The sequence below is a fragment of the Neobacillus drentensis NBRC 102427 genome, from assembly GCF_001591445.1.
In the GTDB taxonomy this organism is placed as follows: domain Bacteria; phylum Bacillota; class Bacilli; order Bacillales; family Cytobacillaceae; genus Neobacillus; species Neobacillus drentensis.
This window is the reverse complement of the sequence record NZ_BCUX01000019.1, coordinates 26,531-40,236: the sequence shown is the minus strand read 5'-3', so window position 1 is coordinate 40,236 and position 13,706 is coordinate 26,531. Positions and strand designations below refer to the sequence as shown.

Genomic DNA, 13,706 nt, shown 5'->3' with positions numbered 1-13,706 from the left:
ACAATAAAGTTTTCCATCTTTCAAGAAGAAATGTTGTTGCAATAATATCTCCAAACCCCTTTCTTCATTTCCTTATTAATTTTCCCTTGTAATTCAAGATAATCTAGAGTGCCAATAATTTCAGACATAATATTGAAAAACTGCTTTTCATACTTTTCTTTATATCGTATTTGGGCAATTCCACTTGCAGTTGAAATTCCTGTTTTAATAATGTTTATATATTTATTGGCTTTTTCATCAATCTCTATTATTCTTTCTTTCAATAAATCATGAGGATTTTCTATGATCATCCCGTGACCTGGAAAAACGTGGTCTACATCTAATAATAAACATTTCTCTAGTGACTTCTTTTGTTGTACCACGGATTTATTACGGGTTCCATCATAATCTGGTTCAATGAAAGCAATACTTGGTATATTTCCAATTAATAAATCGCCAGCAAACAGCCACTTACACTCTTTATGATAAAAGGCGACCTGATCAGGAGCGTGCCCTGGAATATCCAAAATATCGAAGCCCAAAAGCTGGTTATTGGCGATTACTTGGATTTCACTATCGATTTTTTTATTCTCACCTAGAATAATAGGATTATGTAAATCAGCTACTTGTTTCTCACCAATTTCCCCACATCCCATCTCTTGGTATAGCTTTCTGAAAAACTCAACCCTCATTTTCATATATTCTTTGTCTCTATTAAGTACAAGTTTGGCATAAGGATGGGCGTAAACAGGAATGGAATGGGTGGATACAATTCGGTTGACTAAGCCAATATGATCTGTATGATGATGCGTTAGTAAAATTCCTGTGATATCTGTTAGTGCGTAATCATGATCCTTTAAGGTCTTTTGTAAGGAATTCCAGCAACTATCCGTGTTCAATCCGGCATCAATTAACGTTAAGGAATTCTCCTGTTTAACTAAGAAAAAGTTAAAACTCTTCAATTTATTGGAAGCCGGAACTAAACAAGGAAATACTTCCCTATTGTTTTTTATAAACAACGAATCTCCCTCCTTATATCTCAAGATAGTAAATTTTTGAAAAAAACTTGTATCTTTGGTATAACAATTTATACTATAACAATAGGAAGATTATGAAAACTTATTTAAAATGTTAGTAGGTTTTCATAATGACAGGAAATTCAGAAGCGAGTACAAGCCTCCACACAATGCATCTAGAGTATTCGACTTTCTTGAATTGAAGGAGGACAAAAAATGCAGGACAAAAAACATACGATTGATCGCAACTCTGGGATTCCTATTTATAAACAAATCAAGCAAATCTTAATTGAGGAGCTCCAGATTTCAGTAGCGACGGATCGACCCTTCAGTACGGAGCAGGAGCTTGTTCAGCGCTTCCACGTAAGTCGGGCACCTGTACGCCAGGCATTAAAGGAGCTCACCAATGAGGGATATGTGTACCGGGAGCGCGCCAAGGGTACCTTCCCTGTTCATGGGTTACCCGTTCGCCCTCCAGGTCTTGAATTAGGCGGGCTGGTCGACTACTTTCGCAAACAAGGCATGGAGGTTACCTCGCAAGTCTTGGACGTCGCGCGCGTCCAGCCCCCGAAGAATCAGTGTTCCTTACTAGGCGCAGGTCCAAACAACGAGGTATTGCATATTTCTCGTCTGATCTGGTTCCAAGAGAAGCCGCTGGTATGGACGCAGACCTACCTTGAAGTCCCAGAAGATTTCCACCCAGACGCTCGGGAACTCGAGGAGGTTGGGAATGTCTTCTTGCTCCTCGAACGCGAATTAGGGATCTCCTTGTCCCGTGGTGAACATCAAATTTGGGCAACAAGCGCAAGCCTTGAGGAGGCCCAGATCCTGGGTGTTACACCAGGGGATCCGATCCTTGTAATCGAGACAACGATGTACACACGTAATGACCTCCTTATTGGCTGGAGAAAAGCTGTTCACAGGGCCGAAGAATACAAGTACGCCTTCAATGTCAATCGATAAACATTAAAAATCGCTCATTCATTATTAACCGACTTTATATTCAATTATTTGATTAATTTTCCTATAATACAACTTAGCCCGCGTCTTTCTATAAGAGGCGGGCTAAGTTGTTACTTACAAACTAAAACTATTTTGGATTAATTACAAGACCATCCTCCGCGGCTATAATTTCCCCTTTAAAACCTGCATCTGAAAATACTTTTGTAATACTTTCCATATCTTCCTTACCCAAACCAAGATGGGTTAAGACAACTTTTTTCACTCGTGAATCTGTCGCCATTTTAGCAAGATCTTCTGTAGTAGCATGAGATTGCTTTAAGCTCTTCTTTAAATTTTCCCGTGCTTGTTCGGGGACGAATGAAAAATCACTAGTCAACATTCCATCGATCACTAGAATATCTGCATTCTTTGCAAATGGTGCAAATTTATCAGTATATGTTAAATCACCTGATACAACTACACTTTTTCCCTTTGCATCAAAACGATAGGCATAGATTGGAATTGTATGTGGGACAGGGATTGAAGTAATTTTAACACCATCGAGTTTAAATTTATAATTATCCTTAGTTAAATCTTTAATATTCACATTTGTTAAAAGTCCATCTTTTGGCCAGCCCAAACTAGCACGATACTCTAAATCTGTCTTAAAAAAATTAACAGTAGTATCATAAAGTTCTTGGACTTGAGGTCCGATTAAATTAAGGGAACGCCTTCCTGTAGGTCCTTGCCAACCATCAATAAAGAAGGTCCAAAAGCCTCCATTATGATCAACATGTTGATGGGTAAACAACATATTTGTAATTCTTTCTGCAGGCAGACCAATCTTTAATAGTGTGCTTGTTGTATTTTCGCCACTGTCAACTAAGAAAAATTTATCCTTAAATTGAACTAATGTACTTGGTGCTCCGCGGCCAATCTCAGTTTTTGGATTACCTGATCCAACTGTCACGACTCGAAAACCATCAGGGGCTGTTTCAAATAGAGACTGTTTTTCATTACTGGAACTAGTTTTAGAACCACCACTTTTATTTTGTTGAGGTTTTTTATCAGCTAAAGCTGATTCACTAGTACCACAGCCACTAATTAACATAATCATTAATAAAAGAAAGAATAAAAGTTTTCGGGTCATTTATTTAAATCTCCTTCGATAAATTAAGTCTTTTATGAAAACAAACAATAGATTTATCAAACTAAAACTAAATTTGGACACTACTTTTGATTTCTGGTCCGTTGGTTGATTGTACTTTTGCTGGTGCTGTTTCTTTGAAGAAGAATGAGAAAATTAATGCCACTACAGCCGCACCTGCAGCTACGAATAATGGTGTTTGAATACCATAAATGTCTGCTAATGCACCGTTCACCATCGGATTTAAGAATCCACCGATTAACTCACCAATACCGATGGTTAAACCGATGGCCAGACCTGAGTATTGTAATGGAACAGACTCAACCGGAATAACTGACATCGACATCCCAATAACACCTGAGCCAGCCGAACCAATGAATAAAAGCAGCATCATTAATGGAATGGAATCCACGAAAACGATAGCTAATGGGATGAGAATCAACAACAAGCCAGAAACTATAGAAGCTGGTTTACGTCCAGTACGCTCTGAAATGGTTGGGATTAAGAAACCAAAGATTGCATATCCAACTCCGAAGGAAGCCATGACGAAACTCATGGTTGTTTCAGATAAACCTTTTGCTTTGACTAAATAGGTTGGCCCAAAAATTTGGAATGCCATAAGTGTAGTCATAACTAAACTGAAAACAACAACTGATAACCAAATATTACGGTGTTTAAGAACATCTTTCACTTTCACTTTTTCTGTCGATTTTGTAACATGCATAGAATGGAATTTCGCAGGGTCTGGATTTTTAACGGATTTGAGGATGACAAAACTTAAAATAAGCCCTGGAATAATCGTTAAATAGAAGGCGGTGTGCCAGTCAAAATTTGTTGCTAATGCAACGATTACTATAGGCGCTAAAATACTGCCGAATAATGCGTTACTAGTGTTCATGGTGAAACCTAAGTTAAATCCTTTACGACGCTCCGAAGATTCCATTGCTAAAATTGATTGTGTCTGGGGAATCAGTGGACCTTCTACAATACCCATTAATAGACGCAGGACGAATAACATCGCAAATGATTGTGCTAAACCATGCGCTAATGAAATAACTGAGAATGCGAGTACTAAAATGGATAACATTGATTTCTTACTCTTAACTTTATCTGAAATGAATCCACCTAATGGACCAGATACGGACCAAGTTAGTGCAAGAGCTGCCCCAAGTAAACCTAATTGCGTATAGTTTAGTCCTAAATCTGCAGAAATCATTGGGAATAGGTAATTAATTGCTAAGCGGTCGAAGAAGACAAATCCGATGGTGAAGAAGACGATAACCACTAACTTATTTTCATAAGTCCAAAACTTTTTATTTTTCATAAAATTAAACACCCCTTTTAAAAATTAACTATAGTTCTGAATATTGTGAATATTTTTGACAATTCTATTCCATTCACCCTAATGCTTAGATTTCCGGTCATACTATTAATCAGTCCATTTTCACCCCCTTAAGGCAAGGTACAACAGAGTTTAAAGACTTACAAGCTAAAAAGGAAGTGATCAAACGCTTTTGCCTTTGGACCTGTCGCGATGACCACTTCCTAGAAATGCTTGTTAACCTATCAATATCCTCTACTTAGACTTTAAAAAATCCGCTGTATGTTGATAAATGTCTTTATACTCTTCAAGATGAGTGAATTTACCTAAGAACCCATGTGTAGCGCCTTCATATCGTTTTGTTTCAACAGGGACACCACATTTTTTTAAATTCTTCGCAAATAGTTCCCCTTCATCTCTCATTGGATCATATTCGGCTGTAATGACTAGTGCGGCTGGAAGGTCTTCTAAACTTGCTTCTCGAATGGGTGAAACAAGCGGATGATTCGTATCAACATCTCCAATTAAATAGAAGGAATTATATTCCGCTAATTGATCACTTTCTACGAAATAGCCCTTTCCATTTTCCACCTGTGATGGGTAACGAAATTCACTAACATCAAGGTCCAAGGATGGATAATAAAGTACTTGCTTTGTAATGGCAAATTCCTTTTTGTCACGGGCCATGAGTGAGACAGCCGCAACTAAGTTACCGCCCGCACTATCACCTGCAAGAGCGAGATTCTCGCCATCCCATTGCAATTCTTCCTTATGTTCTGCTGCCCATTTTGTTACGTTATAGCAATCTTCTAATGGTGCTGGAAATGGGTGTTCAGGAGCAAGACGGTAACCTACCGAAATGACTTTGTAACCGGATTCCATGCAAATCGGGCGAACAATTTCATCATGACTTTCTAAATTTCCCGAGAAAAATGCGCCACCGTGGAAATACATGAGAATTGGATAAGAATCTGCTTCCTTCGGTGTATAAATTCTTACTGGGATATCAGCTTCAGCAGTCGGAATAGTTCTTTCTTCAACAGAATAAACTTGGACACGTTGTTCAACCGGTAAAATCGGTGCATCAAACATTTTTCTATGTTCTTCTGGTATAATTTTTGGTTTAGAATCGGATGATGGAATAAAATCCAATATTTTTTTTATCTCGGGATGTACAGGCATCTATTATCCTCCTTATTTACTCTTACTCTGAAACATTCTCAAGGAATTCTTTTTCAGGGAAAGCCGTTTCTTCCTTGTCACTATGGAACTGGCGAGATAAATTTTGAAATAAAGTTCCAAGTGGTTTTCTTAGAGACTCATATTTTTGTAGGGCACTTTCAACGCTGTCAGCTTCAAGTAAACATTCAGCCATTACCCCTGCATCTTGGATTGCCATGTTTGCACCTTGACCTTGGTTATGAAGCATAGAATGTGCAGCATCCCCAAGCAGGGCGATACAATTATTTGTCCACTGTTCGACAGGATCGATATCGTATAGTGCCCGAACATCAAAGTTATTGATATTTGCAGCAATCTTCTGAAGGTTAGGATGGAAATTCTTTAATTGGTTGAGCATATCTTCTTTCGGTACGTTCGGTCTGCCGGAGCGGTCTTGGTGTGGAACGGTAATATCAACTGAAACTTGTTTCCGATATTTTAACGGCAGTAAATAGTAATTGACTTTATCATCACAGAAAATTCTCAATGTATCTTCAGAAGCTAAACCATAGGTTTCATCCTCACTCACAAGAGCCCTATAAGCATGGTAACCGTGGAAAACCGGCTCAGCTTGACTGAAAAATAGCGAACGGGTAAGGGAACGAATACCATCGGCAGCAATAACTAAATCGGCTTCGACTTTGACACCATTTTCAAACTCAATTTCTGCATAATCTTCATGGCGAACGATATTTTTACATTTGTGATTCAAATGGATGAACTCAGAAGGTATGGCATTAATTAACGTGTCTAAACAGTCTGCACGATGAATTAATCTCGCCCATCTTTCATTTGGGTCATCTGTTAGCGCAGGCCATTTTTCCTCAAGTACTACTTCTGCTTTATCTGTAAGGATTTCCATTAAAACACTTTTATGGGTTACTCTTTCAATTTCATCCAAAAGCCCCCATTTCTTGAAATAACGGATCGATGGCGGACGCAAACCGATACCTGCCCCTACCTCAGTTATAGCTGATGCTTGCTCATAGACGTCGACATTGAATCCCGCATGCCGTAAAGCCACCGCCGTTGCTGCCCCGCCAATTCCACTACCGATAATAGCAATTCTTAAAGACTCTGATTTCATATACCTTTCCTCCTAAGCTATTAATTTGATCTCTACACCTAATATTTTCGAAGTCCACTTTATCCCTTGATCGCGAATGGAGCCAACTAGTCCTCCTAACTCTAACCCTGTAAGTCGTACGGGGGGTACCTGAACGGGGAAGGTCCCCTTCGCCCGCTCTCCGATGAGCTGCGATCAATGGCAGTTTTTTTTGCTAGCTTAATCATTGATGTGCAGAGTCTCTTCTTGCAAAATACTGTTCGCATGATTCTTAAGCGGAGCTGCCGTGCGTTCCTGCAGGTACTCAAACGTAACGCCCGGAGCGAGTTCTTGGACGACAAGCCCGTCATCTGTCACGTCAATCACCGCAAGGTCTGTATAGATACGATCTACACAGCGAGGCGCAGTCAATGGATACGTACATTCTTCCACGATTTTCGGCGTTCCCTTACTCGTATGCTGCATACAGAGGAAGATACGCTTGCTCCCAACTGTCAAATCCATGGCTCCTCCAACACGTCCAAGGGTTGTGTTAGGAAGCTTCCAACTAGCAAGATCACCGTACATCGAGACTTGGAATGCACCAAGTACTGCGGCATCAAGGTGACCGCCACGGATCATGGCAAAAGAGTCTGATTGTGAGAAGAAGCTCCCACCCGGCTTTAATGTGATTGGTTCCTTACCTGCATTTACAAGATCCATATCTTCTTCACCTGGTTCAGGTTTTGGCCCCAGCCCAAGAAGACCATTCTCACTATGGAGAATAATTTCTCTCCCTTCAGGAATCACATCGGCCACAAGAGTAGGAATACCAATACCTAGATTTACAAACCATCCATCTTCTAAGTCTTGTGCTACTCGAGTAGCTAACTCGATCTTTGACCATCCAACCTTCTGTTGATCTTTACTCATTTACTAACACCCTCCCTTCACGTTGCGGCTCTAATTGAACTAAACGATGTACGAATACGCTCGGTGTGACAATGATCTCTGGATCAATTTCTCCGACTTCGACGATTTCATCTACTTCGGCAATGGTTATTCTTGCGGCTGTCGCCATTACCGGGTTAAAATTGCGCTGCGTCTTATTGTATACAAGATTCCCCCAGCGATCTGCTCGATGTCCCTTGATGAAAGCATAGTCACCTGTGATGGCTTGCTCTAAGAGATGCAAACGATCATTGAACTCACGTGTTTCTTTGCCTTCTCCGAGTTCAGTATGCGCTGCCGTCGGTGTATAAAAGGCGGGAATGCCGGCACCGCCTGCACGGATACGCTCAGCTAACGTTCCTTGCGGGACGATTTCTAACTCGATCGTGCCGTTCTGCAGACGCTCAATCAGCTCGTCAGCGTGTGGACCGACAGGAAAAGAACAGATAATTCTTCGAACTTGATTGTTGCTGATCAGTGCGGCAACACCATCGCTTACTGCGCCAATATTATTTGATACAACCGTCAGATTCTTCGCACCTTGTTCAACTAAAGCAGCCACAAGATGGGACGGTAGTCCGCTTCCCCCAAATCCTCCAACAAGCAACGTTGCTCCATCCTTAATATCCGCAACAGCTTTTGCTGCATTTTCAAACTTCTTCTGTATCATTTAGAATTTCCTCCTCTCATTTAATCTTTTTACCATTAAGTTCTTCTTTATAAGCATGCATCGTCACAAAGAACGCACAAGGTAAGTTCCGTGGATCCCCTGTATAGCCAATTTCCTCAGCAACCTGGCCAAATGGTCCATACAGTTCATGCTGTTCAGCTGAAAGTTCATTCGTCAAATGGCGCCGCATGACATCACTCAATTGGGCATCCCGATCAAGACTTGCTTGTAACACAGCTGCAACCTGTTCACCCTCAAGTTGTGCATTTTGCATATCGCCATTACTATTGCGGAATGGATGACCTAAGTACAATCGTATAGGACGAACTTCTTCTATCAAGCGTTGTACACTTTTGCGATATAGTGATGAGTCTTCAATCGTAGGTAAGCCGCTTGCACCCCCATACATTTGAATGGCATCTGCTGCAAACGCCCAGTCCAGCCCATCCAATACAAAGGTTACAGAACCAATGGAATGTCCTGGAGTTTCAATCACTTTTAAAGTGATATCGCCGCCTAAATGGATCGAATCACCATCAACTACTTCAGAGTATGGTTCAATATTGCCGCCAATATCAGTTTTTAACATGTTGATATGTTTTTCTTGGATGGCGGGATCGGTGATGTATTTTCCTTGTAGTGCCTTGTAATCAACGATATGTTCATTCTTATCACGCAATAGTCGAGCTTCTTTTTTTGGAATAACTACTTTTGCCTGTCGTCCTGTTTTTTCCCATACTTCATATGCACCACCGAGATGATCCACATGACCATGTGTCAGTAAAATCCAGCGAATATCTTCAATCCTGATCCCATGTTCAGCTAAGGTTGGTTCAATGTCTTGCCTCGCCGAAACATTTACACCGGTATCAATAATGGCTGGTTCTGGCCCATCCAGATAATATGCAAATGCAGAAATGGGACCAAATTTACATTCAATCGGGATAACACGAACTGCATTTGCCATGTTGTTCACTCCTACAATCTAGTAATTTAGTACACTATTTATTTGTAACATCAAATTGTTTAGGAATTACTGGTAAAACTATACGTGATGGATGATCGGCATCACGATAGATTTTGTGTGTTGTTGCACGACCGCTTGGTAAGTGATAGCTATCCGGCGGCAATAATTTTGCATCTTCACCATCAAGTGGTTCGTTACATGCAAGTTCTAATTCAATCCGATTTCCCGTTTTAATTAAGAAGGAGAAAGGATATAAGCGAATTGCATACTCGTTGATTTCACCAGGTGTAACTGGTACGACGCGATTATGCGGGTGCCATGGCTCACCATATGTTGATTTCTCTTCATTTAATTCACGATGAGATGCTTTTAAATATCCAGATGTCATTAATGTGCGTTTGCCGCTTGGATCCACATCATAAAGCTTGGCAATGAAGTTTGTGTCATCCGTATCGATTTCTGCATGAATGTATAATGCTCCTGTACCTGTCATTTCTACAGCCTCTAGGAATTTATCACTCGTCCATTTGATCTTTTCTGATGTGGTTGTTACGGTTAATGGTGCCTGGTAAAAGCCATCTGGGTGAGCATATTCAGACGATAAAGGTTCAGGTTTCTCGCTAATTTTGTGGCGAGGACGTAAATAGAACGCCTTCTTTTCTTCAAATGGCAATGGCCAGTGATCTTCCCCGCGCCATTTGTAAGAACCTTCTACAGAGAACTGAACAGTTGGTTCATCCATAATGCCATTATCAATGCCTTTTAACCAGTAATCATACCAGCGGAACATTTCGTCATGACTTTCATGGAATGGACGCTCTAACATCGGCGGCAGCGCTTGGATATCAAGCTTTTTAATCCCTGATACTTTGTGGAAGCATTCGATTGTGCCTTCAACGTTCCAGCCGCGGCCCCATTTTGCTTGGAAGTACGTTGGGATTGTTACTTTATGTGCCACATCTATCGCACTATCTTTTTGCCAAAATGGGCCATCAAGTGGATTCAATAAGTAATCCATCCATAATTCGTGACGGTCTTGATAGTGTAAAAGGTGAACAAAGTCGGACCAATGGGCAATATCTGGGTCGTTTAAACGCTCTTGGGTCTTCTCTTTAAGCTCTCCAGGTGTAAATACTTTCGAGCTTTTACTTGCTACGTTATTGAAGGCGTTACCGCTATCGCCGCCGCGTCCTTCACGAGATGCACGTGGCATTAACCACATGATACCGCCGTGATAACAAAGTTCATAAAGATCGAAGTGCCCGCCATTTGCAAAGATTGCTTTTAAGTGTGGCGGCTGCTCCGCTGCACCTAAAATTTGAACCGATGCAAAGTACGAAATACCAATCATCCCGATGTTGCCATCACACCAATCTTGCTCAGCCATCCATTCAACGAGATCATAGATATCCTTTCCATCGCCATGACCGCCAGAGTTATAGTTACCGCACATTTGACCTTCAGAACCACCTGTACCGCGTACATCTGCGATAATATGAGCATACCCGCGAGATACTACTTCACGAATGTCACCTGCTTCAATCGCACCATTCCAAAGATGGCTTGGTCGGGCTTGTGGTGGTAATGTTAGCGCTTGTGCTTGCAATTCCTTTCCATACGGGCTAAGCGCAAGTAATGCTGGTCCTTTGACTGCTCCATCAGGAAGATAGATATCAGCAGCAATATGTACTCCATCACGCATTGGAATCCGTACGTCCTTAATGATTCTCATTTTTTTCGCTCCTCTCTTAAATCCTTCTAAGGGTATGTTAAATGTCCTTAATCACCATTAACAGGTGTAAAGCAAGGTATAAACGAACCTGGATTATCATGATCGCCGCTTTGCTTAAATACCACTTTTACTATTTGATCGATGTGCACTGCATCGAGATCACAATCAACGATATTTGTCATCATTCTCGGACCTTCATCGAGCGTGACAAACGCGATCGCATACGGGACACCTTTTCGCATGACACTATAAGTGTAGATACTTCCCGTGCCTTTTGCTTCTTTCCATGTCGTCTTATTGCTCATACAATATGGGCAGTGCTCACGCGGGTAATAATGATACTCACCACAGGAATCACACTGCTTAATCAGCAGCTTTCCTTCTGCAGCGGCCTGCCAAAACTCTAGATGTTCCGGATGAGTTTCAGGCATCGTCATCTTTCTAGATTGATACAGAGTTGCCATTATCTACACCCTCTCCAAGATCAATGTTGCACTGCCATGACGACTTGCCAGCCCGCCGCCGGTACCATGAACTAGTGCCAGATCACAATTTCCCACTTGTACCTGCGGTTGTGCCTCCCCGCGCAGTTGGCGTACAGCCTCTAACACTTTAATCATACCGCCTCGACTCGCGGGGTGATTATTATTCAACCCGCCGCCATCGGTATTGACTGGAAGTTTTCCAACTCCTGAAATCAAGTTTCCATCAGCAACGAACTTCCCGCCTTCGCCTTTCTTACAGAAACCTAAATCTTCGAGCTGCATTAATACCGTAATGGTAAAGCTATCATAGATTGATGCATATTTAATATCCTGTGGCGTAATCCCAGCTTCCTCATAGGCTGCTGCCCCGGACCATACCGCACCACTATAAGTAAGATCTACCTTCCCGCCCATTAAACCTTTAGGAGATTCTCCGACCCCCATGACTCGAACAAGCGGTCGTTTTAGAATTTTTGCAATTTCAGGGCTTACCACTACAAGAGCACCGCCCCCATCACTTACTACACAGCAATCCAAACGGTGTAAGGGATCGGCAATCATTGGAGACTCAAGTACATCCTGAACAGTCACTACATCACGCAGCATCGCGTTTGGATTGTACTGTGCATGTTGAGAAGCTGCGACTTTAATCCAAGCTAGTTGTTCACTTGTTGTCCCGTATTCATGCATATGACGCATCGCTGCCATTGCATATTCATTTACAGCAGTTGGACCATAAGGAAGTTCAAACGGTGTATCCGGAACATTGGCACCAACTAGCTTCTGTTTCACACCGCTTCTTCCTTCGGAACGCGGGCGGCCTCCCATGGTGATCAACGCTACATTACATTTCCCGGCTGCGATAGCCTGTGCGGCATGTGAAACGTGAGCAATGTAAGAAGAACCACCTGTATCAGTACCATCGATATGGCGTACATTAAGCCCTAAATAATCGACCATAGATAGTACGCCGCCCGGTGCGTCACCCGCACAGAAGTAGCCATCTACATCTTTAAATGAAAGGCCAGCGTCTGCCAATGCGCCCCTTGCACATTCAGCATGAATAACTGCAACCGACTTGTCTGGGGCCTTACGTGTTGGGTGCTCAAACGCACCCGCAATATAGGCCATTCCTTTAATACTCATCTTCCTTAACCTCCCGTTAACTTTTTTTAGAAGCAAAGCGATACGTTTTGGTATTAACGAGGTTCTTGCAATGTTAGGAATTTCGCCGGAGTATGCACTAAAAGTTGTTCAAATGCGTCTTCACTAACACCTGCTTTTCGAAGATCCGGTAAAAACTCTTCAAAGACATAATTTACTGAATGTCCTTTTAATCCTGGCCAACCTAGGGCACAACAATTGGCGTCAGCTGAAACAACGGCACGATCTAAAAATCCTTTATTTATGAAACGAAGGAATTGATCGACACGCTCTTTTCGTGGACGTGACCAATAGGGTGCATTTTCCACTTCTGTGTCATAGCCAAGGGTATCGAATCCTACATAACCGCCTTTTTTAGCAATCATCTCATCACGTTCATCATCCGCATCTTGTCCAACATCTGCATGCCCCATTAACACACGATTTAATGGTAGGCCTTCTTCGTCAAAAATATTAATGGCGGTCATTGGGTCTGTTGATAAGTGAGTAATAATTGGCGCACCCGTTTTTACGGCAGCCCTTGCGGCAGCACGATAAATACGTTTATCAAGTTCGCTTAGTTTACCGCCACGACTTACGCCTACTTTAATCGCACCTGCTTTTGCACCCGTATCTTCAATCCCAACTGTCACTTCATGAACAAATAAATCCGTAAGATATTCTACTGATTTGTTACGGAAATATGGCAGCGCTGAGTCACCAGCGACAAAACCTGTAACAGCTACAATATGAATGCCAGTTCTGCGTGAAAGAACTTGGAAGTATTCAACATCACGTCCGTTTCCAATTCCCGTACAGTCTACGAATGTTTTACCGCCATGTTCACGGAATCGATTTAATCTTTGAAGTGTAACGTCAAATGCTTCATCTGGTTTTTTCCACCATTGTGTATCTAAGTCACAACCAGGCAGACCGAACCCAATATGCTCATGCAATGCTGTGATTCCTAAATCTTCTGTAGCAATAGGTCCTAATACCGTATTTACCTTACCCATTCTTGTCACTCCTTACCTTGTTTTACTGTACCGAAGCTTAGTCAATTTTTTTATATTAAAATCCTAAATTG

The 13,706-nt window shown here is 41.7% G+C and carries 13 protein-coding genes; 1 reads left to right on the top strand and 12 read right to left on the bottom strand.

The genetic code is table 11. The features are described from left to right. Positions 1–20 precede the first annotated feature (20 nt). Positions 21–998, bottom strand: coding sequence for an MBL fold metallo-hydrolase (locus BDR01S_RS10825; RefSeq protein WP_066254502.1), 978 nt, complete (start codon positions 996–998; stop codon positions 21–23). Between the two features lie 213 nt (positions 999–1,211). On the opposite strand from BDR01S_RS10825, the gene BDR01S_RS10820 reads away from it, so the two are divergent. After that, positions 1,212–1,958, top strand: coding sequence for a GntR family transcriptional regulator (locus BDR01S_RS10820; protein WP_066254501.1), 747 nt, complete (start codon positions 1,212–1,214; stop codon positions 1,956–1,958). A gap of 127 nt (positions 1,959–2,085) precedes the next feature. Here the strand turns inward: BDR01S_RS10820 and BDR01S_RS10815 are convergent, their stop codons facing one another. The 11 genes from BDR01S_RS10815 to BDR01S_RS10765 all read right to left on the bottom strand — a co-directional run bounded on the left by BDR01S_RS10815 (position 2,086) and on the right by BDR01S_RS10765 (position 13,635). Next, positions 2,086–3,087, bottom strand: coding sequence for an MBL fold metallo-hydrolase (locus BDR01S_RS10815; RefSeq protein WP_066254500.1), 1,002 nt, complete (start codon positions 3,085–3,087; stop codon positions 2,086–2,088). Between the two features lie 67 nt (positions 3,088–3,154). Then, on the bottom strand, positions 3,155–4,408 hold the full coding sequence (locus BDR01S_RS10810; protein ID WP_066254497.1) for an MFS transporter: 1,254 nt from the start codon (positions 4,406–4,408) through the stop codon (positions 3,155–3,157). 252 nt (positions 4,409–4,660) lie between these two features. Next, a complete protein-coding gene (locus BDR01S_RS10805) occupies positions 4,661–5,587 on the bottom strand; it encodes an alpha/beta hydrolase (RefSeq protein WP_066254494.1) in 927 nt (308 codons plus the stop codon). Positions 5,588–5,609: 22 nt separating this feature from the next. Then, on the bottom strand, positions 5,610–6,713 hold the full coding sequence (locus BDR01S_RS10800; RefSeq protein WP_066254491.1) for an FAD-dependent oxidoreductase: 1,104 nt from the start codon (positions 6,711–6,713) through the stop codon (positions 5,610–5,612). Positions 6,714–6,911: 198 nt separating this feature from the next. After that, positions 6,912–7,604 (bottom strand): 3-oxoacid CoA-transferase subunit B, encoded by a 693-nt coding sequence (locus BDR01S_RS10795; RefSeq protein ID WP_066254486.1) that lies wholly within the window; start codon positions 7,602–7,604, stop codon positions 6,912–6,914. Further along, the gene (locus BDR01S_RS10790) at positions 7,597–8,292 is read right to left on the bottom strand and encodes a 3-oxoacid CoA-transferase subunit A (protein WP_066254485.1); all 696 of its coding nucleotides are present in this window, start codon (positions 8,290–8,292) and stop codon (positions 7,597–7,599) included. Before BDR01S_RS10790 ends, BDR01S_RS10795 begins: the two co-directional genes overlap by 8 nt. A gap of 16 nt (positions 8,293–8,308) precedes the next feature. Next, positions 8,309–9,259 carry an MBL fold metallo-hydrolase gene (locus tag BDR01S_RS10785; RefSeq protein ID WP_066254483.1) on the bottom strand — a complete coding sequence of 317 codons (951 nt, stop codon included), beginning with the start codon at positions 9,257–9,259 and terminating at the stop codon, positions 8,309–8,311. A 34-nt stretch (positions 9,260–9,293) separates the two neighbouring features. Further along, on the bottom strand, positions 9,294–10,991 hold the full coding sequence (locus tag BDR01S_RS10780) for a CocE/NonD family hydrolase (protein ID WP_066254481.1): 1,698 nt from the start codon (positions 10,989–10,991) through the stop codon (positions 9,294–9,296). A gap of 47 nt (positions 10,992–11,038) precedes the next feature. Next, entirely contained in the window at positions 11,039–11,455 is a 417-nt protein-coding gene (locus BDR01S_RS10775) for a Zn-ribbon domain-containing OB-fold protein (RefSeq protein WP_157406147.1), read from the bottom strand. 3 nt (positions 11,456–11,458) lie between these two features. Then, positions 11,459–12,622 (bottom strand): thiolase family protein, encoded by a 1,164-nt coding sequence (locus BDR01S_RS10770; protein ID WP_066254478.1) that lies wholly within the window; start codon positions 12,620–12,622, stop codon positions 11,459–11,461. 53 nt (positions 12,623–12,675) lie between these two features. Continuing rightward, entirely contained in the window at positions 12,676–13,635 is a 960-nt protein-coding gene (locus tag BDR01S_RS10765; protein WP_066254476.1) for a phosphotriesterase family protein, read from the bottom strand. Between the last annotated feature and the right edge of the window lie 71 nt (positions 13,636–13,706).

Excerpts from the sequence above, each read along its gene's own strand:
- BDR01S_RS10820 (WP_066254501.1), top strand. The coding sequence starts at position 1,212 with ATGCAGGACAAAAAACATACGATTGATCGCAACTCTGGGATTCCTATT.
- BDR01S_RS10815 (WP_066254500.1), bottom strand. The coding sequence starts at position 3,087 with ATGACCCGAAAACTTTTATTCTTTCTTTTATTAATGATTATGTTAATT.
- BDR01S_RS10810 (WP_066254497.1), bottom strand. The coding sequence starts at position 4,408 with ATGAAAAATAAAAAGTTTTGGACTTATGAAAATAAGTTAGTGGTTATC.
- BDR01S_RS10805 (WP_066254494.1), bottom strand. The coding sequence starts at position 5,587 with ATGCCTGTACATCCCGAGATAAAAAAAATATTGGATTTTATTCCATCA.
- BDR01S_RS10800 (WP_066254491.1), bottom strand. The coding sequence starts at position 6,713 with ATGAAATCAGAGTCTTTAAGAATTGCTATTATCGGTAGTGGAATTGGC.
- BDR01S_RS10795 (WP_066254486.1), bottom strand. The coding sequence starts at position 7,604 with ATGAGTAAAGATCAACAGAAGGTTGGATGGTCAAAGATCGAGTTAGCT.
- BDR01S_RS10790 (WP_066254485.1), bottom strand. The coding sequence starts at position 8,292 with ATGATACAGAAGAAGTTTGAAAATGCAGCAAAAGCTGTTGCGGATATT.
- BDR01S_RS10785 (WP_066254483.1), bottom strand. The coding sequence starts at position 9,259 with ATGGCAAATGCAGTTCGTGTTATCCCGATTGAATGTAAATTTGGTCCC.
- BDR01S_RS10780 (WP_066254481.1), bottom strand. The coding sequence starts at position 10,991 with ATGAGAATCATTAAGGACGTACGGATTCCAATGCGTGATGGAGTACAT.
- BDR01S_RS10775 (WP_157406147.1), bottom strand. The coding sequence starts at position 11,455 with ATGGCAACTCTGTATCAATCTAGAAAGATGACGATGCCTGAAACTCAT.
- BDR01S_RS10770 (WP_066254478.1), bottom strand. The coding sequence starts at position 12,622 with ATGAGTATTAAAGGAATGGCCTATATTGCGGGTGCGTTTGAGCACCCA.
- BDR01S_RS10765 (WP_066254476.1), bottom strand. The coding sequence starts at position 13,635 with ATGGGTAAGGTAAATACGGTATTAGGACCTATTGCTACAGAAGATTTA.